The organism is Alkalinema sp. FACHB-956 (assembly GCF_014697025.1).
In the GTDB taxonomy this organism is placed as follows: domain Bacteria; phylum Cyanobacteriota; class Cyanobacteriia; order Leptolyngbyales; family Leptolyngbyaceae; genus Alkalinema.
The window spans coordinates 28,797-50,794 of record NZ_JACJRC010000026.1 but is presented as its reverse complement, the minus strand read 5'-3'; the positions used below and the strand labels follow the sequence as shown (position 1 = coordinate 50,794).

Sequence of the window (21,998 nt, the reverse complement as noted above, 5' to 3'; positions counted from 1 at the left end):
TTTTTAAATCAGACTGCTTCTTAACGGAGCCGTCTTTACCCCCATCCCACAACTTTAACCCCATCACACCATGAGCAAAGTTCATCTGTATAGTGCCACTGCTTGCCCCTACGCCCACCGAACTCGCTTAGTGCTCTTAGAAAAGCAGATTCCCTTTGAGTTAACTGAGATCGATCTTCAAAATAAGCCAGCTTGGTTTTCCCAAATTTCCCGCTATGGAAAGGTTCCGGCCCTTCAACACGGGGATGCAGAAATCTATGAATCTGCCATCATTAACGAGTACTTAGAGGAGGTTTTTCCAGAACCCCCATTACTCCCGAGTCATCCTAGTCAGCGGGCGATCGCTCGCATCTGGATTGATTATGCCAATACCCATTTCACCAGCGCCTTTGGCAAGTTACTCCGTGGTAAGGATACAGAGGAACAAGAGCAAGGCAGACAAGCATTAACTGAAGCATTACTCTCCATCGAATCTGAAGTCTTTGGGAAACGATCGGGGGATGGAACTTACTGGCTTGGGGATCAGCTTACTTTAGTGGATTTAGCGTTTTATCCTTGGTTTGAGCGCCTTCCAGCCCTTCAATCTTTACGTCAGTTTACAATTCCTCAAGATACCCCTCAATTACAGCATTGGTGGAAGACATTAGAAGCTCGTCCCGCTATTCAATCCATTGCCAATTCTGTAGATTTTTACATAGAACGGTATGCTAAGTTTGTGTCATCTTCGGTTGCGATCGGTTCAACCTCGAGATAAACTTTTTCCTAGGTAATCATCTTTGGGCAATCATCTTTGTGACTTCTAACTAGTAACCTCTAACTTTTGCTGTTTCTAGCTAAAGGTATGGTGACGACCCAAATATGTTGGTTAGACCAAATCAAACTTGATAGCAGGCATCGACTTCAGGTACTTGCTATTTGCTGATACTGATACCTCATCCAGTGTTGATGGGGTATTTTTTTAGAAAAATTTAATAAAACCAGCGTAACTAGGGGATGGGGGCGAACTCAGTATTTTGTATAAAAAGTACTTTTATTTAGTATTGAACGTACTTTGTGTTCGCAAAGTCATCCACCTATACTGAGAAGCATCGGGTAGAAATTGCCACTTTCTACTTGATTAGTCTTCTTGCTTTATTAGTAAAGACCACTTGATTAATAAAGTTTTTAGGAAAGGCTATGACAGTATTGTGAAAAATTTCTTGGTTATGGATTAAGAGTGATGCATCCTAATCAACGGGTGTCTAATCCGATAGAAACAGGCTCACAGTAAACGTACCCATTTATATTTTACTGTTAGCTTTTCTATTAGTGCTAGTGATTTAGATTGTATTTCTCTATAGCTAATCTATGACTAAGATAATTAATCACCTGGGGTTCTCACTAGAGGTTGCGGTATGAGCTATGAGCGTCTTGGAACACATCTGGTTATTGAAGGGTTAGGAAAGTCTTTTGGGACAAATAACGTTCTCAAAGAATTGAATTTGGAGGTAAAGCCAGGAGAATTTGTCGCGATCGTGGGTCGCAGTGGGTGTGGTAAAAGTACCCTACTACGCCTGATTGCTGGTCTAGAAACACCAAGTGCAGGTGGTGTTTTACTAGATGGACAACGAACCCAAAGACTGAACCCTACAGTACGGATGATGTTTCAGGATGCTCGACTGCTGCCCTGGCAACGGGTCTTGGCAAATGTTGAGTTGGGATTACTGGGCGCAGTTGGCAGCCAACCTCGGGCTTTGCAGGTTTTACAATCCGTTGGGCTTGAAGAAAAAGCTAATGAGTGGCCTGCTGCGCTCTCTGGGGGGCAGCGCCAACGAGTCGCCCTCGCTCGAGCTCTGGCTAGCCAACCTCACTTACTTTTGCTGGATGAACCCTTAGGGGCATTAGATGCGTTAACTCGGATTGAAATGCAGCAATTGCTAGAAGATCTGTGGCAGGAGCAACAATTTACTTCACTTCTGATTACCCATGACGTTGAAGAAGCTGTCGCCTTAGCCGATCGCGTGATTTTAATTGAGCATGGTGAAGTTGTGATGGATATTCCGGTTGACTTACCTCGTCCCAGACACCGAGCCAGTGCAGCTTTTGCAGCAACGGTTGAAATTATTTTGCAACGAGTGATGCGAAAGAATGATCTTTCAGTTGAGACTTTAGTGGGTGCTCAAGCATAGTTCCTATTTGGGGTTCATTGGGAAAGTATGTACGCCTACGAAAATAGATTCTTAGAGGGTGTATATCGCAAGCTGTCCCAGCAAGGAAACAAGTGGTTGTTCCCGAGCAATTTTACCGTTCTATGAGTTTCTTTTACTTCCATGAGTACCTTCAGAATCAAAGCTTCTTTAAGGAAGCATTACTCTCAGGAAAAGCCTCAAATTAACTTGGAGCACCCTAAGGTTAAAGTTTTCCTACCCTGGATATTTCCCATTACTGTTCTTTTGCTTTGGCAATTGCTTGCAGTCATGGGGGTTATTCCTCCACAGGTTCTTCCAGCCCCCCTTAGTGTTGTGACAGCAGCGATTAAGCTGACTCAATCTGGTGAACTGCCCAGAAATATAGGCATTAGTTCCCTACGGGCAATTAGTGGCTTTATTATTGGCGGCGGAATTGGGTTTACCCTAGGTATTATTAACGGAATCTCACGGGTTTCAGAGTCGCTGTTTGATACCACCCTGCAAATGTTGCGGACGATTCCTAACCTTGCACTTTTACCTTTGGTGATTCTATGGTTTGGAATCGGTGATGAAGCTCGGTTATTTCTAGTTTCCCTAGGGGTTATGTTCCCACTTTACCTAAACACCTTCCATGGCATTCGGCAAGTTGATCCTGGTTTGATTGAGATGGGTCGTGTTTATGGTTTAAATGCTTGGCAGTTATTCTGGAAAATTATTCTTCCAGGAGCTATGTCATCCATCCTTGTGGGTGTCAGGTTTTCCCTTGGCATTATGTGGCTTACTCTGATTGTAGCTGAAACGATCGCTGCAGATTCCGGCATCGGTTATATGGCAACTAATGCAAGGGAATTTATGCAAACGGATGTGATTGTTCTTGCGATCGTCATGTATGCTCTATTTGGAAAACTAGCAGATAGTGTTGCTAGATATTTGGAACGTTCTTGGTTACGTTGGCATCCTAACTACCAAAAGTCATAGACTTTATCCTGGTAGTAGACTAGTCAAAAGCTGGTTCAAGGATGTCGTAAAATCAAGATCAATTAAGTGCTTTCTTTAGCCTTACTATCCTCTCTCAGCCTCCAAATTTGGAGGCTTTTTTATTCGGATTTATATGTTAAATCGATCTTCCTTGACCCATCAATACAATATCGATTCAATAGAATCTAACACGTGCTAATTGCAATATAAAAAACATTTCTACAGATGTTAAAACTGCAAAAACTAAGCAACATAAACAAGTTTTTAATATCACTAAAATAAAATATTTAGGATTGACAAGGTGATTGGCTTTCTATAAAGTTAGACTATCTAATAATTAGTGTGTAGCTACTTAAGCGATCACTACAGAAATCAGCGTTACGAGAATCAGCGTTACGAGAATCAGTGTTACGAGAATCAGCACTACGAAAGTCATCGCTACAGGCTACAGATAGTTGACCAGGCTAGCGATTCTGTTTTTGTACAGCACCGTGAAAAATAACGTCAAAGAACATGAGTAAGCTACGTCAGTTGCGTTTAGGGGCATTTATTCAAGCCACAGGCCATCATGTTTCGGCATGGCGACATCCCGATGCCCAAATTGATGCTGGATTAAACTTTGCCCACTACAAACACATTGCTCAAACGGCTGAACGAGGGTTGTTTGATGCGGTGTTTCTGGCCGATAGTCCTGGTGTTTGGGGTGGGGCTCCTGAAAGCCAAAGTCGAAATGGTAAGATTGTCCATTTTGAACCCGTGACGCTCTTCTCGGCGCTTTCGGCAGTCACGGAGCGGATTGGGTTTATCGCCACGGCGTCCACTACCTATGAAGATCCCTATACCCTAGCCCGGAAGTTTGCTTCGTTGGACTATCTCAGCAACGGGCGCGCTGGGTGGAATGTGGTGACCACTGGGAATGAAAATGCGGCGGCCAACTTTGGACTCGCGCACCATCCAGAACATAGTCAGCGGTATGAGCGGGCTGAAGAGTTTGTGGAAGTGGTGAAAGGGCTCTGGGATAGTTGGGAAGATGATGCGTTCATTCGCGATCGGGAGTCAGGGATCTATTTTGAGCCGGAGAAACTCCACATCCTCAACCATCAAGGCAAACATTTTTCTGTCAAAGGGCCCCTGAACGTGGGTCGTCCCCCCCAGGGATATCCGGTAATTGTGCAAGCAGGAGCGTCCGAAGCAGGGCGAGATTTGGCGGCACGGACTGCTGAAGTGATTTTCACAGCCAATCAAACCCTAGAAGATGCCCAGGCATTTTATGCAGATGTTAAGGGTCGATTAGCCCAATATGGCCGATCGCCGGATGATCTGAAAATTATGCCCGGTGCTTTTCCAATCATTGGTCGCACGGAAGCAGAAGCCCAAGAGAAATACGAATTTCTGCAATCCTTAATCCATGATGAGGTTGCCTGGGGCATTTTGAGGCAGTATTACAAAGGGGTTAATTTAACCCAATATTCCCTAGATGATCCTGCACCAGAACTTCCCAACGACACTAACAACAATAAGAGTCGGCTGAAATTAGTCGCGGATCTAGCAACACGCGGAAATCTTACCCTGCGTCAGTTGTATCTGGCACTGGCTACCGCCCGAGGCCATCGTACTATTATCGGAACTCCTGAAGGGATTGCAGACCAGTTAGAAGAATGGTTTAACAACGGTGCAGCGGATGGATTTAACATCATGCCGCCGATCCTACCCACAGGCTTAGAGGATTTCGTTAACCTGGTGATTCCCGTGTTACAAAAGCGCGGCCTATTTCGGACTGAGTATGAAGGCAAGACGCTGCGGGAAAACCTCGGTCTACGGCGGCCAGACAATCAACTGGCAATTGCGCGATCGCAGAAGCAATTAGTCGCCGTATAGCAAAGGCTTTGGTATGGCTAGTCATGGGTGAAATCCAACCCCATCCTGTATTTCACTCTTTTGCACAAGCAGAAAACCTAACCATACCAAATGGTTCGCTCGTCACATTCGATGGCCACATTTGAGGGCTACATTCGATACCCCCGCTGGTCACCCCAGATCCAGATCGCCCCAGATCTAGATCACCCCAGATCAGAGCCCATCTAGTCCCTAGTCAATCTAGGTGCTGGGAAATACTGTACTTTTGGAGACACCTACCATGGTTGAATCTAGCCGCTTGAATACTTCCCGTTCTGCTGCTATCCGCACCAATCTTGATTATCCCGTGATTGATACGGATGTGCACACCAATGATTTTACGCCTGCGTTTGAGGACTATATTGCCCATTATGGCGGATCCCATCTGGTGGATGAATTACGCAAAGCTGAGAACTATCGCCTGAATTCTAAGGCAGATGGTAAAGATTGGTATCAGCAAACGCCAGAGGAACGCCAATACTATCGCACCCTCCGATCGCCCTGGTGGGCACGGGTAACCCGCAACACGTTGGATCTAGCAACCTATACGCTACCGGAGTTACTCTATGAACGTCAGGCAGAACAGGGTTCAGATTATTCCGTCCTGTTTCCCAACAACGCCTTAGCTGCCGGTGGCGCAAAACCCGAAAATCGTCAGGCGTTACAACGGGCGATCAATCACTACCATGCCGACATTTATCGCAAGTATAGCGATCGTTTAACCCCTGTGGCGGGCATCACCATGACCACGCCCCAAGAAGCGATCGAGGATTTAGAGTTCGCAGTAAACACCCTGGGATTGAAGGTCATCAACATTCCGGGGGGGGTACGGCGACCCATTAAATCGATCGCTGACAAATATCCCGCCGAACAGTTCCCCGAAATTGCTAAATACGCTTCCTACATCGACTTCTTTGGCCTAGATAGTGAATATGATTACGATCCCTTCTGGGCCAAGGTGGTGGAACTGGGTGTACCCATTACAACCCACTACGGCAGCCAAGGCTGGACAGGTCGTTCCTCCATTAGCAATTACATGAATAACCACATCGGTCACTTTGCCGATGGCTCCCAAGCCTTTGCCAAGGCCCTATTCTTTGGGGGAGTGACGAAGCGTTTCCCGAAACTGCGGGCAGCGTTTTTGGAAGGCGGTGCAGATTGGGGTGCCCATGTTTATATTCACTTGGTCGATCGCTACGGCAAACGCAATCTCAAGGCGCTGCAAAACTATAACCCAGCGCTAACCAACTCGAATGAACTGTACCAACTGTTTGAGCGCTTTGGTGGGGAAATCACAAAGGGCTATGACCTGAACCCTGAGGAACTGACTCGGACGGTCCTGGGAGCCTCATTTAACCGCTATAGCCGTGAACCCGTCGGCAGCGAACTGGAGGACTTTGCAGCGGCTGGAATTGAGCGTGTTGAAGATATTCGCGATCGCTGGGTGAATCCCTTCTTCTTTGGGTCTGAATCCGACGATCGTACGATCGCCGCCGCCTTCAACGACAAAGCGAATCCCTTGGGGGCCAAGATTAACGCCATCTATTCCTCGGATGTGGGTCACTGGGATGTGCCTGATATCACCTTGCCCCTGGCAGAAAGCTGGGAATTGGTGGAAGAAGGGGTCATTTCTGAAGCAGACTTCCAAGCTTACGTGTTTGAGAATCCCTACCGACTCTACACCGAAGCGAATCCTGACTTCTTCAAGGGAACGGCGATCGAATCTAAATTGCCCCGTGGGGAGTCAACGTTACCGAACAAAACACTGGCTAATGTTTAATTTGGCTAATGTTTAATTGGCTATGGCTTAAGGATGACTTGGTGAAGCGCCACGAAGTCCTGTCTTGCCAAAGCAACGGTTCCTGGAGCAACGACTAAAACGACTAAAACGACTAACAGTTTCCGGTGGGAGCAATAGGTTTCCACCGGAATCCTTGTCCAGATTTCCAACAGAATCAGAGTCCTCAACAGAATTCCTCAACAAAATTCCTCAACAGAATTTATGACACTACCAACCACTACATTCGGCAATACTGGATTAACCATCTCTCGTCTCGTTCTGGGGACAATGACCTTTGGCTTACAGACGGATGAAGCGACCTCCCAGCAAATTCTAGATACGGCTGCGGAAGCGGGTATCAACTTCCTCGATACGGCGGATGTTTACCCATTGGGAGGTAGCCTGGAAACGGTTGGACGGACAGAAGAAATTGTGGGGCGTTGGCTACAGGGCAAACGGGATCAGTTTATTCTGGCAACGAAAGCCGTTGGACGAGTGGGAACTGCACCTTGGGATCAGGGGGCTTCTCGTAAACATCTTCTCGATGCGATCGAAGCTTCTCTGCGTCGCTTGAACACCGATTATGTGGATCTGTACCAACTCCACTGGGATGATGTTTCAACACCCCTTGATGAAACTCTAGAGGCATTGGACATTATTGTTCGATCGGGAAAAGCACGCTACATCGGCGTTTCTAACTTTCTGGCGTATCGGTTGAGTCGCGCTTTGGGTCGGGCAGAGGTTCGCAATCTGACGCGCTTTGTTTCGATTCAGCCGCGCTATAACTTACTGTTTCGTGAAATTGAGCGAGAGTTGTTGCCGCTGGCTCAGGAAGAAGGCTTGGGCGTAATTCCCTACAATCCATTAGCAGGCGGACTTTTGACCGGTAAGCATCATCGAGCCGGTGCACCCACTCCAGGCACTCGATTTACGCTCGGTGCGGCAGCAGAACGCTATCAAGACCGCTATTGGCACGATCGTGAATTCAATACCGTGGAAGAACTCCGAACGGTTGCAGATGCGGCTGGTTTGTCGTTGACGACGCTTTCTCTAGCTTGGGTACTCGCAAATCCGGTGATTACGGCTCCGATTATTGGGGCGAGTCGTCCTGAGCAATTGACCGATAGTTTGAAAGCGATCGAAGTCAAATTGGATGAAAGCTTGAAACAAAAATTAGATGACATTACGGCTGAATACCGTCGAGGGGATGCTGTGCGGTAAATGGTGAAGGCAATTCTGTTTGATTTGGATGATACTTTGCTCGATCGCAATGCATCGATTCAGCGGTTCATTGCAAACCAGTACGATCGGCTTTCTAGCGCTTTTAGTCACGTCTCTAAAACGGATTATACGAGTCGATTTATTGAGCTAGACTGCCATGGTCGCGCTGGGAAAGATCAGGTTTATCAAGCGCTGGTGGCGGAATTTGGCATTGAGGCGATTCCTTGGCAAGCCTTGCTTGAGGATTACGAAACTCAGTTTCAGGGGCATTGTCTTCCGTTGCCCTTTCTCATCGAAACGTTGCATCAGTTGAAACAACAAGGATACTTGCTAGGGATTGTGACCAATGGGTTAGGGCATGTTCAGAATCGTTCGATCGATGGATTGGGCATTCGAGATTACTTTGATACCATCCTGATTTCGGAAGTGGAACAAGTCAGAAAACCGGAGCCGGAGATTTTTTGGCGAGCCTTAGAGCGATTGGGAACCACTGCCCAACACAGTGTTTTTATTGGGGATCATCCAAAAGCAGATATTGAGGGAGCAAAAGGGGTTGGGATGAAGACGATTTGGAAACGGGATTTCTATTGGCTGGAAACGTCAACCGCCGATGCCACGATTGACCATCTGCATGAGATTCCTGCCATTCTGCAACAGTTTGACAATAACTTTGGACAATAACTTTGGACAATAACGAGGGAGAGTCTGCCTTGATACGTCACGATCGTCGATTTCTAAACCGAACGTCTCGTTCTTTAGCGTCTTACCAACGAGCCGAGGGCGTCCAACCCTTGCCCAATACAACCTTTGGATTTATCTATTATTTTGTCAAACAATTTCGGGGTTGGTATGCAGCGATCGTTACATTGGAGATTTTCCATACCGTCTGCGGCATTATGTTGCCCTACGCGATCGGCGAAATTATCCGTAGTGTCACGAAATCTGCTGGGGATAGCAAACTGATTGTTGACGGACTCAGCCAACCTCTACTGTTGTTTATGAGTTTGAGTCTTGGGGAAGTCGTTTTTGGACGTTCTGCGGGTCTCTTACAAACGATTCGCCATCCCATCCATCGTCAACAGATTGTGCGATCGCTCTATGCTTACTTGCAGCACCATTCCCACCGCTATTTGAGCAGCAGTTTTGCAGGAGCCTTAGCCCACCGCATTAGTGAAACGTCCCTCGGCGTAACTCAGACGCTACAGATGCTGATTTCTGAGTTTATGCCCGTCATCATTGGATACATCGTTTCAACGACCTTACTATACCGGGCCTATCCCCCCCTCGCAGCCTTTGTGGGCACCTGGGCCGTTTTGTTTATCACCATTTCCTTTTGGTTGGCTATGCGCTGCCGGATCTATGCCCGCAAAGCCGCCGCCGCCCGCAGTGATACCACGGGGATCATTGTAGATGCTGTCACTAACTTGATGAATACAAAGCTATTTGCCCGCCTTGGGTTTGAACGGCGTTACTTGAACGAACAACTCCGGCGTGAATTGAAGGAAGTCAGAAAATCCAATGGGTATTCCGAGCGAATTCGTTGGTTTCAGTTTATTTCCGCCGCCATCCTCAAAATTGGCACGGTGTATTACTCACTGTCGCTGTGGAGTCAGGGAAAGATTGTAGCAGCGGATTTTGTGGTGGCAACTAGTCTCTCGCTACTCCTGATTAGTGAGGCCCGGAACTTAAGTAAACGCTTTCTCGAATTTTTTGAACATGTGGGTAACGTCAGTAATGGGGTCGGTACGATTATCCAGCCCCACGAAATTATCGATCGAGAGGCCGCGATCGACCATCCCATCACCCAAGGCAGTATTGAGTTTCGTCAAGTTAATTTCGGCTACTCCCCTGAAAAACAGGTCTTTAAAAACCTATCCGTTACCATTCACCCCGGTCAGCGCGTTGGATTGGTAGGCTTTTCCGGTTCTGGCAAGTCCAGTTTTGTTAATCTGATTTTGCGATTATTTGATCCCCTCTCAGGCCAAATTTTAATTGACGGGGTCGATATCCGCGACATGTCCCAGGATGCCCTCCACGGCCAGATTAGCCTCATTCCTCAAGATCCCTCACTGTTTCACCGGACCCTGTGGGACAACATCCGCTACGGACGTTTGGATGCCACGGAAGCAGAAATCATTGAGGCAACCCGCAAAGCCTACGCCCATGATTTTATTGTGCCCATGTCCGAGGGTTACGATTCCTTGGTGGGGGAACGGGGCGTTAAATTGTCCGGTGGCCAACGGCAGCGCATTGCGATCGCCCGCGTGATTCTCAAAGATGCACCGATCTTGATTTTGGATGAAGCAACTTCGAGCCTAGATTCGATTACAGAAAAAGCCATCCAAGAAACGCTGGATGTCGCAATGGCCAATAAAACGGTGATTGTTGTAGCCCATCGGCTATCTACGATCGCCCATCTCGATCGGATTCTTGTGTTTGACCAAGGCCAGATTATTGAAGATGGAACCCATGCCCAATTATTAGCCCTTGGGGGGGCTTACCATCGCCTATGGATGATGCAGGCCGGTGGGTTCTTGCCCGAGGAAGACAACCAGAAAGCGGTGATCTCCATCCGGTAAGCAGTTGCCCCGCAGGAAAGAGTAGGACAGACCGTAGGAACTCTACTAGCAACACAGGTCAGCATTAAACCAGCATTAAACTCAGCATTAAACATAGGCAAAAATCCCCACAGAAAAATCCGCACCGTTAGATCAAATTAGATCAAAAAAGACCCCTTCCTTTCCGCCCGACTCAGATTAGTTCAGAAGTTAATTCAACAACTAATTCAGAGATCTGGGAAAGGAAGGGGTAAACACTAGAAGGGAAAAATCAAACGACCTGCTAGAGACCCATTAGCCTGCTAGGTAGCCATTAGAAGGAGAAGTTGGTACGGAGAGCTCCCACCCAAATGGCATCATTGGCAGCATTATGCTCTGGATTGGTGATCACGTACACGCTGGGAGTCACCGTCACTCCATTGGTGACCCGGAAGGTGTAGAACGCCTCTAAATGCAGAGAGGTATCCACATCCTGACGTCTAGCTGCACCTGCTCGGGGCCGGTATTCATTGCTCGTGACTTTGGGCGGAACCCCAATAATAAATCCACCCAAGTTCCCCTTAGCAAACAGATCAGGAAACGCTAGGAAGACAGCTCCATGCACGATCGTGGCATCATTGCTCCGACCTCTCACTTGATGGGCTTGGGTATACCCGAACCATCCACCTAACTGAAAAGTAGGACTGGTACGCCAATTGAATTGCAAACCAAAGTTATCTGAAACCGTTGCATTTTGCTCAAAGGGGTTTCTCGCAAAGGTGCTACCAGTCCCCCCAGTCAGGTTAAACCCGGTGTTGGAACCAAAGTACTTGCGGCTATAGGTAAAGGCAACGTCCAGAGCTTTAGATGGGGAATAGGTGATTTGGCCAAGGACAAAATTATTGCTCCCGAATAACCCACGACCCTGTTCTGGTGAATTGGCTTGGGTACCGTCAGCAATATAGGAAAAATTCAAGCGTAGCTGCGGATTCAACTGATAGGCTAAGGCGGCTCCCGCCCCATCAAAGCCCGGTCGATACACAGTGTGGTTGAAAATTGCAAAGCGGGAAGTCGCTCCATTCGCCCCACCCACCAAGGGATTGAGCGTTGGCACAGAAACCGCTGGTTGCAATGCACGCGGGCCCACCCAGACGGTCAACTTATCCCCAACTGGAAATCGATAATAAAGTCGCGCTAAATAAAACGCATTATCCCCAAAGGATCCTGAACCATCGAAACTCGATCGTGTCATTTGGGTTCCAGCGAGGTTCGCAATGCCGGGTTCAGGGACATTGGTTGCCCGAAAACCTGTATTCAGCAAATCTTTGCCCGTAAAGCTAGTCTGCAAATCTAGGCGAACATCATAGGCAGCGAAGGTATTGGTTTGATCGCTAGTATCCTTGGCAGGTGTATTGTTTGCCCGATCGCCAAAGGTATCCCCAACCAGAAAAGTTGCACTCCCACGCAGCTTCGTTGTTGTGCTAAATTGTTGCTTCTCTAAGGTTGCCGTCTTTGCTTCAAGCTTATCAATTCGGCCTCGCAAAGTACTCAGTTCCGCTGCAAATTCTTCCTGCAACTTCTGTAAGGTTACCAAGTCTTCCTTCCGCACCAAATCCTTAGTTGTTGCTGATAGCAACTCATTGATGCGATCTAAGGTTGCATTGAGTCCAGCGGCAAACTCATAGCGCGTGAGGGCTCGATTGCCTCGGTAGGTTCTATCGGGGTATCCAGCAATCACCCCATACCGCTCGACCAAGGACTGTAATGCCTGAAATGCCCAATCCGTTGGTTTGACATCTGACAATTGGGAAACAGACGTGACTTGTCCTAAGCCCTCATTTCCCAACGTCCCATCCCCTGGGCCTCCGATCGAATCTGCATTGGTGAGGGCAGATAGCAGGGATTGCGGAGGCTGGGTTTGGGGAATTCTAGATGAGTCAGCTTTCAGAGAGTCCGAGTCCTGGGGAGCTTGACCGGAGGGGGGAAGTGAGGAAGGCAGGGCTGACTCTGGCTTACCTGAAACGATCTTATCTGAGGCGATCTTGTCTGAGGCGATCTTGTCTGAGGCGATCGCAAAGGAGTCAGATACCACAACGGACAGTGCCGTTGACAAGACTGTTGACAAGACTGTTGACAATGTTGTGATCAGTAGGCTCAACCCAAGGGAGGTGGTCATGCCACGCCCTAGGCGAACTTTTTTCAAAGGAAATGGTGAACGATGACTAACGGACGACTGAAGATTCATTACGATGCCTCACAACACGGATTCACATACAAAAGGATGTCCAACTAGCTTTTAAGTTAAGAGCTAGCAATTTTCAACAACGGTTTCAGCAACTGTCAGCAGTTTTAAGTGACTTCAAAAGTTTTAAGTGATTTCGAAGTTTTAAGTGACTTCCAATGACTTCTCCGGGCAATCACCTTCACAGGTGTCACATTTCAATCCTTGCAATTTTTCAAAAGTCCATCTTGCAATTTTGAAGATTGTCTAGTCTGATGTAGAGCACAATATTGATAGCGAGCAATACCCTGTCGATCGCAGTGGATCGCCATTTAATAGCAAGTTGATATCATTACTAAATGGCCATTGAATTACCGTCTACGAATTACCGTCTACGGTACGAACTACCTGCCATCTACGAATTGTCATCTCAATATTGCTATCTACTGATTACTGTCTGCTAATTACTGTCTACTGGGTGTCATCTACCCATTACCATCCATCAGCCTGCCAGTCTGTCGTACCCTACAGATTCTCAGCAGCCTAATGATGGATCACAATGACGGGTTAGTTATTCGCTCAATGCACAGGGCGATCGAGGCTGAATTGGGGAAGGACAAATCTACACTAAACCGATAGGATTACCGAGGTAACCGTAGAGTTCATCGTTGCATAGGGTCTTGAAAAAGGCAAGATTAATCGCGAAGAAAGATTTAATTTGATAACAATTGACAATTAGCCACCAAAAACAACAATTTTTGAGAAAAACTTCTGACTAAAAGTAATTTTTGAACTTGACGCCCATGGACTCGATCGGTGACTCAGCCATAGGCTCAGCTGTCAAATAATGTGATTTAGAATACACGTTTTATGTTAACGGCAAGGCTTGTCTTCACAAGTAATGTGTGGGACATTATCCTAAGTCTACTAATCCGATAGATAAACCGTGGATTCCAGCCGTGGATTCCAGCCGTGGATTCCATTGTGGTTCTCCGCCCTGAACCTTTTGCGCTAGACATTCTGCCCTGGACTTGCTGGACTCAGTTTTTGTACTAAGCTCTTGTACTAAACTCTTGTACTAAACTCTTGTACTCAGTCTCTGTACTAGTTGTCTGGATTGTAGGAAGGTTCATGCTAATCCACGCAGGAAACTTTTACTCTGTTAGGTTTCTTGCAGGTATCTAGGGTCTCGATAGGTATGGGATTGGATTATACAGTCTGGACTGTTAGCCCGGACTGTTAGCTTGGACTGTTACACAGTTTGTACATTGTTCATTTTGTCCCTGCACCGGATAGGCGATCGTACAAGCCTCGTATCCATTTATGTCGTGTAAACTTACTAGGATCTACCGCTACTTGTCAGACCACTCAAAAATCAGACTACTCAAAGATCGAACCACTCACAAAAAAGTGAGTCAATCATTTGGATCAACTCACTCAAATGGATTAACTCACTCAAAGATTGGCATGAATCTACCTTAGCGCTATTCATCACACGCTGACGTAGATTGAATGGGCGACGTTAAATGGGTAACATTGCCCGGTCTTGAGACTTGGATCTTTATACTTGAGGTCTTTATCCAGTGAGCATTATCCCTAGGGGGCAATATTTTTGCTCAAGGTCATAGAAATCAAGTCTCGGAGCTGTTCTCGAACAACATTCAGATAGGCTTCATTTTGCAACGTATCCGATGGAACTTGTCCTGCTTGAATCCCTGCTTGTACAAGGGTCTCTGGAGTAATTCGACCGATTTGCACTGCATAAACCAGATCTCCATTGGAGGGAATCCCTTGCTGAGTCAGGTAGCCTTGTTGTGCCAATTGAACCAGGGTCACAGGAGGGGTGACTTGGCTCGTTACAGCTGAGGGTTCTCCAGTAGCCAAGGCAGTCGGAACGATCGCCAACAGCAAAGCAGCCGACAGAGTTGTAGAGGTTAACAGTTTCATTTCGGTTCTCTCAGTTTTGAATTGTTGAAACAGTAGTTAGGAACTTGCCAGATCCCTACTACTAGTTTCAACAATTTTTCCTAATTTTTCATCCCTAAATTTAGGGAATTTAATCAGGTTCTAGGACTTTTGGGAAAATTTTTAATTTCTCAATATTCGCAGGAGTTTATGGAGATTACCCCGTCACTTCAAAGTAGTTGGAATCTCCTGAGAACCTGTCAAACAATTTTTCCAACAATATTGCGAAGAAGGTCAAAGCTAATGGTGGAATTTGGGTTAAATGGTAAAACCGCAATTGTCACAGGTGGGAGTGCAGGGATTGGCTTGGCAACCGCGAAGGCTCTCTACCGCGAAGGAGTCAAAGTCGCGATCGCCGCACGCAATCCAGAACGGTTAGAGCAAGCGGTGAATAGTATTCGTGAACTTTCGCCAACCTCAGCCAGTCAGCCGATCGGGGATGTGATTGCTATCTCAGCGGACGTGAGCCAAGCAGAAGGCATCGAGAAGATTGTCAGTCAGACCCTCTCACACTTCGGGCAAGTTGATATCTTGGTCAATAATGCAGGCTCCGCTCGGGCTGGATCCTTTCTAGACCTGGGGGATGATGCGTTTGTAGAGGCATGGAATCTGAAATTGCTGGGATATATTCGCCTCGTCCGGGCGATCGTTCCCGATTTGATTGAGCGTCGGAACGGACAAATTATTAACATTGTTGGCGGCGCTGGACGAACACCTCGGGCTAATTTTCTTCCCGGTGGCACCACCAATGCAGCCTTACTGAATTTTACTCGCGGAATTTCCAAGGAATTGGCACAGTACAACATTCGCATTAATGCCATTTCCCCAGGACTCACCGCGACAGAACGGGCAGAACACTTGGCAGAGCAAACCTCTCAATCCTTAGGAATTTCGGTAGAGCAGTACAAGGCTGAGATTCTCCGTAGCATTCCCCTGGGGCGCATTATCCCACCTGAAGAAATTGCCAACCTGGTTTTATTTCTCGTGTCAGATTTAGCGGCTTCAATTACAGGGGCCGAAATCCTCGTAGATGGGGGGACAACACCGGGAGTGTAATACGGAGCCAAATTGTATTTAAAGTACAAAATTATTGCTGCTGAATATACTGAGAGAATCTCCAGGAAGTACGATAATAAGCTTGAAAGCTCTGCAATCGTGTGATTGAAAAGCCTCTGTTTGCGAAGAGTTGTGATGAGTTTTCTAATCAAAATATGTGACATCTTGACTCATTTGTAGTTGATTCGAATTTTGTAGCTGATCAGAGCTGATCAGAATTGCATTGGTTCAGAATTGCGTTGGCTCAGAATTGCGTTAGTTCACAGTCAATTTTTCCTAGTCTCTCTTGGTTTGTTTTGCTCAATCACGTTCAAGTTATACGTTCAAGTTACTTTTTGGCTCAGTCATTTTTGACAGCAATTTGTGTATTTTGAGGTTAGATGAATCATGGGTTCCCAATTCAACATTTCCCGGCGTAAGTTTAATCATCTAATTGTGCCAGGCGCGATCGGGTTTTCCACAGTATTGGCATCGAAGGGTCTCGCTCAAGGGGGGGCTAAGAACTTTAAAGCAAATGTGCTGCGAGTTGGATTTCAGACCTCCGGTGATATTCTCAAGATTTCCCGTGCACTCGAAAAGAAGCTAGAACCCCTAGGCGTGAAAGTAGAGTGGTCACAGTTTGCCCAAGGGCCTCAACTGATGGAGGCCCTGAAAATTGGCAGGATTGACATTGGCTCAGTGGGTGAAACGCCTCCCATTTTTACCCAAGCATCTGGCGGGCCGATCGTTTACATTGTCGGTGCAAAAACCACACCGGAAACCGGAAGAGGGAGTGTGATTGCTGTACCCCCGGATTCGCCAATTAAATCGGTGCGGGATATTAAAGGCAAGGATGTCGTGTTCCAAGCCGCCTCTGCCTCCCATTATCTGATTCTCCGTGCGTTAGAAGAGGCTGGTTTAGGGATTAAAGACATTAATATCAAGAGCTTGTCGAATGTGGAAGCTCGGGGAGCGTTCTTGGCCGATAAGATTGGAGTTTGGGCGACGGGAGATCCCCATTATGCGATCGCTGAGAAATTCAACAAAATTCGGGTGATCCGAGATTCAGTTGGGATTCAGTCTCCAGGGGGCTATTACGTTGCATACAAACCTTGGGCCCAGGAAAATATTGGGCTCTTGAAACACATCGTCCAAGAAATTGAGAATGTTGATCAGTGGGCCGAGCGAAATCGAGATGAGTTCATCAAGATTTATGCTGAGGCTCAAAAGGTGGATTTAGATGTGGCAAAACGCATTGTCGATCGACGCACCTTTGGACGGAGAGCCATTAGCCCAGATCTGATCAAGGAACAGCAACGCGTCGCTGATTACTTCTTTAAGAATGGTGTGATTCCTAAGCAGGTCAATGTGAGTGAGGCCTTACTCACTCCGGAGCAATACGCTGAAATTACACCGGCTAATATCAGCCAAAAGTAAATATGCACTTGAGTCAATCAGTGACCTATCCATTTGTGCCTACTGAGGTCGAGGGAGGAGGTAATATCCTCCTCTATTGGTCATTGTTGGGTAATTGATCGATGATTTAGGCAGGAAATTCTATGCACCCGAATCAGCCCGAATCGGCAGTTTTAGACAGCGTTTTAGACAGCAATGTGGCAGTGATTGATCGCCCAGCCGCTCAATCTTTGACGATCGTGCCGGAACAAACGGTCTCGGATGATTTTGCACCTAAATTCTGCCTCACCACGAGCAAAACGAGTCCTGCTTCTAAATGGGTAGGGCTGGCATTCCTCGTGTCGTTTGCTCTCCATAGTGTTTTGTTATTTGTTCCCACCCAGTATGAGGCGAAGTCACCACCCAAGACTGAAGCCAAGGAAAAGCAAATTAGAATTACAAAAATACCGAAGCTGAAACGCATCAAGCCACCTACAAAGTTGGTTCAGCCACCCGCGCCCAAACCAGTGATTCCAAGCCCTACGGTCATTCCCCCCATTTCGCAACTTGAACCCAAGCCCCAGCCCAAACCGGAAGAGCCTCCCGCGCTTAAACCAGAGGCCAAGCCTGAAGAAGCTGCACCCACAAGTCCTGCATCTGGGGATGAATCAACTTCTTCCTGGGACGACTTTCCTAATTATCCTGGAGCACAGCCAAATTGTTTTGGATTAGCGGCCTGTTTACACACCGCTGATCCCCTCACACAAATCGCACAGTACTACACCAAGGAATTACCCACTAAACAATATGCAATCAAGCTCGCTGAACAAGATCCACTGCGCCAAGTATTTCAGGTGTCACGCAAGGGAGAAACGCAGTTTTTGAGCATTTTGCAAACCGAGAATGGGCAGGCGATCGTGCTATCGGATGCCCCCCGCACCTTGGATGACCTACGGAAAGCTGTGGAAGTCCCACCAGAAGTGGCGGCGCTATTGAATGGTTTGGCGGTTGAAAAAGCGGACCCGAGCAACTTGGTACAGCCTGCGTTAGCCTATGCCCCCTCCAAGGAAAAGGGGTTTGCTGCGGGTGCCGCTGTACCCAAGCCGGAAGTGGTCAATATCAGTTTGGGCACTGGCTATACTGACAACATGATGAGCGAGTTCTTTGGTGAACAGCTAAAAAGTAATGGCTATACGGTCATTGATTTGCCAGATTTTGGTGGGGGCAAACTTTATCGCATTGAAAAATCAGGCAATACCCCCCTGTTTCTTAGTTTATTACCCTCAAAGGCCGGGGATGGTGTGGTGATTATTACCTGGCAAAAGCAACCCTCCTAGGCTCTAGCATTTTCGCGTTCATTCAGTATCTGGCTCAACTTATGAACCTTCAGGCGGCGGCACCTCAAACCAGCTCATCTTCTACACCCACGGATGTTCAAAACCTCAATGCGATCGATTTACTGCATCATTATAGAAATCGATCGCTCTCACCCGTAGAAGTGACGCAGGCGGTACTCCGCCAGATTCGACTCACCAATCGCTCAGTGAATGCCTTTGTTCTAGTTGATGAAGCCCGTGCATTAACCGCAGCAAGAGCTTCAGAAGCCCGTTGGCAGCGGGGTGAGCCGTTGGGCTTAGTGGATGGTATTCCCACCACCGTTAAGGATTTACTGCTCACAAAAAACTGGCCAACCCTGCGAGGCAGTCGGGCCATTTCCCTTCAGCAATCATGGCAGGAAGATGCACCAGCCGTAGCTCAGTTACGATCGCAGGGTGCAATTTTTTTAGGCAAAACAACCACTTCCGAATTTGGCTGGAAAGGGGTAACGGAATCCCCTTTGAGCGGAATTACGCGCAATCCTTGGAACCTAGAACTGACACCCGGTGGTAGCAGTGGCGGTGCAGCGGTTGCAGCGGCCTTAAACCTAGGCATGTTGCACATTAGTACCGATGGGGGTGGCTCGACTCGCCAACCGGCTGCATTTACAGGCGTTTTTGGGTTCAAACCCACCTTTGGGCGGGTTGCGGGCTATCCGTCCGCCCATACGGGAACCCTGTTTCACATTGGGGTAATAACGCGCCATGTTGAGGATGCGGCGCTGGGGTTAACGGCGATCGCCCATCCCGATCCCCGTGACTGGTATGCACTGCCGGAATCTGGCCAAGACTATCGCCTGAATTTAGGGCGAGGTGTGAAAGGGTTGCGAATTGCCTATAGTCCAAATTTGGGTTATGCCGCAGTGGAGCCAGAGGTGGCGGCGCTGGTGGAAAAGGCAGTGCAGGTATTTGCCACATTAGGGGCGATCGTGGAGCCAGTTGATCCAGGATTTGAGAATCCCTATCCTATTTTTCGGACGTTCTGGATTACGGGGGCAGCCAAGTTACTGCGATCGTTCACAGCGGAACAACGGGCGTTAGTTGAAGATGGCCTGCAAGCTTCAGCCGCAGCCGGAGAAGCCGTGACCCTCGCCGAATATCAGCAGGCTCTGGAGGCGCGGGAAGCACTCGGACGACAACTCAGCCTGTTTCATCAGAACTATGATTTATTGCTCACGCCGACTTTACCGATCGTGGCTTTTCCCGTGGGCCAAGGGGGGCCACAATCCGCTTTGTATCCCCCAGGATTACACTGGACACCCTTTACCTATCCCTTTAATTTGACCCAACAACCCGCTGCCTCGGTGCCGATCGGATTTACCGCAGCCGGTTTACCCGTTGGCTTACAAATTGTTGGGGCCAAATATAACGATGCTCTAGTACTACAAGCGGCAAAGGCATACGAAACAGTGCATCCCTTTACAACCCCAACACTACGATAGTCATGAACCTCAGGACGAAGCAAATCGATAATGCGGTGAATTGGGTTCAGTTGAATCGGCGATTCTGGACTTCAGAACGATTGATTTCCATTACCTCGGTTCTGGTAATCTTAGTCTTGTGGACGATCGCGACATCCTTCAAGTGGGTCAGCCCGCTATTCTTACCCTCACCGATCGCTGTATGGTCAGCCTTCCTGAGAATTTTGAGTGAGGGCTACAAAGGTAACTCGTTAGGGTATCACATTTTCCAAAGTATGTATCGGCTATTTGCCGCCCTAGTATTCGCGATCGTGACCGCGATTCCGTTGGGTATGCTGTGTGGTTTCTTCAAACCAGCACGAGCGGCCCTTGATCCCCTGATTGAATTTTACCGGCCCCTACCTCCCCTAGCCTATTACACCTTACTGGTCATTTGGCTGGGAATTGAAAATCCCTCGAAGATTGCGCTGTTATTTCTCGCTGCGTTTGCACCCTTATTTCTGGCGGTTGTCTCGGGGGTGCAGCGGATTTCCATCGATCGCATCAATGGCGCACGATCGCTGGGAGCATCGGGCTGGCAGCTATTTGTCTATGTCATCTTGCCCTCCTGTCTACCAGAAATTTTTACGGGGTTACGAACCGCGATCGGCGTTGCCTATTCCACACTAGTGGCAGCGGAAATGGTCGCTGCCGTTTCCGGGATCGGCTGGATGGTCTTAGATGCGAGTAAATTTCTCCGAAGTGATGTAATTTTTGTTGGCATTATCATCATGGGAACGATTGCAATCTTGATCGACACCGTGATTCGTTGGGTCGAGAAAAGTCAGCTTCCCTGGATTGGTCGCGATGCGTAGTTGATAAGAGTTTGAGCGAGGAGTGAGTGATTGTGAATTTGAAACGTCGAAATCTGTTGTTGGGTTTGGTGGGTGCTACAGTACCAGTCATTTTGTCCAGTTGCGCTAGTGAGCAAACGGGTCGATCGAGTTCTAGCAGCTCACCTACGGCTAGCGGCAATCCTTCTACTGTGAATAGCTCCGGTGGCTCCGTGCCGGATAAGATTCGGATTGGCTACCAAGTGATTCCCAACGGAGAGCTCTTAGTGAAAGCCTTGGGCCTAGCAGCGAAAGCCTTTCCAAACTCCCAAGTTCAATACACCAGTTTTGACTCTGGACGCGATGTGAATACGGCGATCGCGGCCAATGGCATTGACTTTGGTTTAGTCGGATCGGTACCAGCGAGTGTAGGGATTGCCCAGGGCTTGGCCTACCAGGTTTACTTTATTCACGACATTATTGGTTCAGCGGAGGCTCTGATTGGCAAAAATGGAGTGCAATCGATCGCCGATCTCAAGGGTAAGAAAGTCGCAACCCCCTTTGGTTCAACCGCCCACTTCTCCCTAGAATCCCTATTACTCCAGGAAAAAATTGATCAGAAGGATGTGACCATCCTCGATCTGCAACCGCCGGATATTGTGGCTGCATGGCAACGGGGGGACATTGATGCGAGTTATGTGTGGGAACCAAATCTTGGCAAGCTGAAAAAAGATGGCGGCCAGATTATCACCACCTCCGCCGATGTTGCCAAGAAAGGCATTATCACCGCTGATGTCGGGGTGGTGCGCAAGGAGTTTGCTGAGAAATATCCAGACGTGGTGAAACAGTACATCAGCCTCCTCGATGAAGCAGTCAAACTCTATCGCACCGATCCAAAAACTGCGATCGCGGCCCTAGCCAAGGAAATTAACATCACCCCAGCGGACACAGAAGCTGGGAGTAACGGCGTCATTTGGCTGGATTCATCGGAACAAAAAGAGGCTAAATACCTAGGTGCAGCCAGTCAGCCGGGGGATTTTGCCAAAATCCTCAAGAGTTCAGCTGATTTTGCCGTAACCCAGAAAAAGATCAATAGCGCTCCGGATTTGGCGACCTATCAACAGGCCATTTATACCAACAAATAGCCATCGCTCATTGAGCGACCTCTCATTTCTAACCCGTCTCGCATCGAG

Annotated in this window: 17 protein-coding genes; 14 read left to right on the top strand and 3 right to left on the bottom strand. The window is 47.8% G+C overall.

Translation table 11 applies throughout. From position 1 onward, the window contains the following. Window positions 1-70: 70 nt before the first annotated feature. The 5 genes from H6G21_RS20600 to H6G21_RS20580 all read left to right on the top strand — a co-directional run bounded on the left by H6G21_RS20600 (window position 71) and on the right by H6G21_RS20580 (window position 6,822). Window positions 71-754 carry a glutathione S-transferase family protein gene (locus H6G21_RS20600; RefSeq protein ID WP_190575425.1) on the top strand — a complete coding sequence of 228 codons (684 nt, stop codon included), beginning with the start codon at window positions 71-73 and terminating at the stop codon, window positions 752-754. Window positions 755-1,394: 640 nt separating this feature from the next. Then, on the top strand, window positions 1,395-2,168 hold the full coding sequence (locus tag H6G21_RS20595) for an ATP-binding cassette domain-containing protein (RefSeq protein ID WP_190575423.1): 774 nt from the start codon (window positions 1,395-1,397) through the stop codon (window positions 2,166-2,168). 141 nt (window positions 2,169-2,309) lie between these two features. Further along, on the top strand, window positions 2,310-3,146 hold the full coding sequence (locus tag H6G21_RS20590) for an ABC transporter permease subunit (RefSeq protein WP_190575421.1): 837 nt from the start codon (window positions 2,310-2,312) through the stop codon (window positions 3,144-3,146). A gap of 513 nt (window positions 3,147-3,659) precedes the next feature. Continuing rightward, entirely contained in the window at window positions 3,660-5,024 is a 1,365-nt protein-coding gene (locus H6G21_RS20585; protein WP_190575419.1) for an LLM class flavin-dependent oxidoreductase, read from the top strand. A gap of 259 nt (window positions 5,025-5,283) precedes the next feature. Next, a complete protein-coding gene (locus tag H6G21_RS20580) occupies window positions 5,284-6,822 on the top strand; it encodes an amidohydrolase family protein (protein WP_190575417.1) in 1,539 nt (512 codons plus the stop codon). A 20-nt stretch (window positions 6,823-6,842) separates the two neighbouring features. On the opposite strand, the gene H6G21_RS20575 is transcribed toward H6G21_RS20580, so the two are convergent. Beyond that, entirely contained in the window at window positions 6,843-7,010 is a 168-nt protein-coding gene (locus H6G21_RS20575) for a hypothetical protein (RefSeq protein WP_190575415.1), read from the bottom strand. Between the two features lie 34 nt (window positions 7,011-7,044). Between H6G21_RS20575 and H6G21_RS20570 the strand changes: the two genes are divergently transcribed. From H6G21_RS20570 to H6G21_RS20560, 3 genes are read left to right on the top strand one after another with little or no spacing between them, the layout of a single operon-like run. Then, window positions 7,045-8,043 (top strand): aldo/keto reductase, encoded by a 999-nt coding sequence (locus H6G21_RS20570; protein ID WP_190575413.1) that lies wholly within the window; start codon window positions 7,045-7,047, stop codon window positions 8,041-8,043. Next, window positions 8,044-8,724 carry an HAD-IA family hydrolase gene (locus H6G21_RS20565; protein WP_190575411.1) on the top strand — a complete coding sequence of 227 codons (681 nt, stop codon included), beginning with the start codon at window positions 8,044-8,046 and terminating at the stop codon, window positions 8,722-8,724. 29 nt (window positions 8,725-8,753) lie between these two features. Continuing rightward, window positions 8,754-10,622 carry an ABC transporter ATP-binding protein gene (locus tag H6G21_RS20560; protein WP_199307351.1) on the top strand — a complete coding sequence of 623 codons (1,869 nt, stop codon included), beginning with the start codon at window positions 8,754-8,756 and terminating at the stop codon, window positions 10,620-10,622. Window positions 10,623-10,914: 292 nt separating this feature from the next. On the opposite strand, the gene H6G21_RS20555 is transcribed toward H6G21_RS20560, so the two are convergent. Beyond that, window positions 10,915-12,756 (bottom strand): iron uptake porin, encoded by a 1,842-nt coding sequence (locus H6G21_RS20555; protein WP_190575409.1) that lies wholly within the window; start codon window positions 12,754-12,756, stop codon window positions 10,915-10,917. Window positions 12,757-14,397: 1,641 nt separating this feature from the next. Next, window positions 14,398-14,748, bottom strand: coding sequence for a hypothetical protein (locus tag H6G21_RS20550; RefSeq protein WP_190575407.1), 351 nt, complete (start codon window positions 14,746-14,748; stop codon window positions 14,398-14,400). A 261-nt stretch (window positions 14,749-15,009) separates the two neighbouring features. Between H6G21_RS20550 and H6G21_RS20545 the strand changes: the two genes are divergently transcribed. From H6G21_RS20545 to H6G21_RS20520, 6 genes are all read left to right on the top strand, one after another. Further along, window positions 15,010-15,822 (top strand): SDR family oxidoreductase, encoded by an 813-nt coding sequence (locus tag H6G21_RS20545; protein WP_190575405.1) that lies wholly within the window; start codon window positions 15,010-15,012, stop codon window positions 15,820-15,822. A gap of 387 nt (window positions 15,823-16,209) precedes the next feature. Next, window positions 16,210-17,238, top strand: coding sequence for an aliphatic sulfonate ABC transporter substrate-binding protein (locus tag H6G21_RS20540; RefSeq protein ID WP_190575403.1), 1,029 nt, complete (start codon window positions 16,210-16,212; stop codon window positions 17,236-17,238). Window positions 17,239-17,360: 122 nt separating this feature from the next. Further along, window positions 17,361-18,533: a hypothetical protein gene (locus tag H6G21_RS20535; RefSeq protein ID WP_190575401.1), complete on the top strand. Its 1,173-nt coding sequence runs from the start codon at window positions 17,361-17,363 to the stop codon at window positions 18,531-18,533. 41 nt (window positions 18,534-18,574) lie between these two features. Next, window positions 18,575-20,014 carry an amidase gene (locus H6G21_RS20530; RefSeq protein ID WP_190575399.1) on the top strand — a complete coding sequence of 480 codons (1,440 nt, stop codon included), beginning with the start codon at window positions 18,575-18,577 and terminating at the stop codon, window positions 20,012-20,014. A gap of 2 nt (window positions 20,015-20,016) precedes the next feature. Next, window positions 20,017-20,847: an ABC transporter permease subunit gene (locus H6G21_RS20525; RefSeq protein ID WP_190575397.1), complete on the top strand. Its 831-nt coding sequence runs from the start codon at window positions 20,017-20,019 to the stop codon at window positions 20,845-20,847. 32 nt (window positions 20,848-20,879) lie between these two features. After that, window positions 20,880-21,950 (top strand): ABC transporter substrate-binding protein, encoded by a 1,071-nt coding sequence (locus H6G21_RS20520; RefSeq protein WP_190575395.1) that lies wholly within the window; start codon window positions 20,880-20,882, stop codon window positions 21,948-21,950. Window positions 21,951-21,998: the final 48 nt, after the last annotated feature.

Coding starts and splice junctions, on each gene's coding strand:
- H6G21_RS20580 (WP_190575417.1), top strand. CDS start 5,284: ATGGTTGAATCTAGCCGCTTGAATACTTCCCGTTCTGCTGCTATCCGC.
- H6G21_RS20530 (WP_190575399.1), top strand. CDS start 18,575: ATGAACCTTCAGGCGGCGGCACCTCAAACCAGCTCATCTTCTACACCC.
- H6G21_RS20585 (WP_190575419.1), top strand. CDS start 3,660: ATGAGTAAGCTACGTCAGTTGCGTTTAGGGGCATTTATTCAAGCCACA.
- H6G21_RS20570 (WP_190575413.1), top strand. CDS start 7,045: ATGACACTACCAACCACTACATTCGGCAATACTGGATTAACCATCTCT.
- H6G21_RS20550 (WP_190575407.1), bottom strand. CDS start 14,748: ATGAAACTGTTAACCTCTACAACTCTGTCGGCTGCTTTGCTGTTGGCG.
- H6G21_RS20590 (WP_190575421.1), top strand. CDS start 2,310: ATGAGTACCTTCAGAATCAAAGCTTCTTTAAGGAAGCATTACTCTCAG.
- H6G21_RS20535 (WP_190575401.1), top strand. CDS start 17,361: ATGCACCCGAATCAGCCCGAATCGGCAGTTTTAGACAGCGTTTTAGAC.
- H6G21_RS20545 (WP_190575405.1), top strand. CDS start 15,010: ATGGTGGAATTTGGGTTAAATGGTAAAACCGCAATTGTCACAGGTGGG.
- H6G21_RS20555 (WP_190575409.1), bottom strand. CDS start 12,756: ATGACCACCTCCCTTGGGTTGAGCCTACTGATCACAACATTGTCAACA.
- H6G21_RS20600 (WP_190575425.1), top strand. CDS start 71: ATGAGCAAAGTTCATCTGTATAGTGCCACTGCTTGCCCCTACGCCCAC.
- H6G21_RS20525 (WP_190575397.1), top strand. CDS start 20,017: ATGAACCTCAGGACGAAGCAAATCGATAATGCGGTGAATTGGGTTCAG.
- H6G21_RS20565 (WP_190575411.1), top strand. CDS start 8,044: ATGGTGAAGGCAATTCTGTTTGATTTGGATGATACTTTGCTCGATCGC.
- H6G21_RS20540 (WP_190575403.1), top strand. CDS start 16,210: ATGGGTTCCCAATTCAACATTTCCCGGCGTAAGTTTAATCATCTAATT.
- H6G21_RS20595 (WP_190575423.1), top strand. CDS start 1,395: ATGAGCTATGAGCGTCTTGGAACACATCTGGTTATTGAAGGGTTAGGA.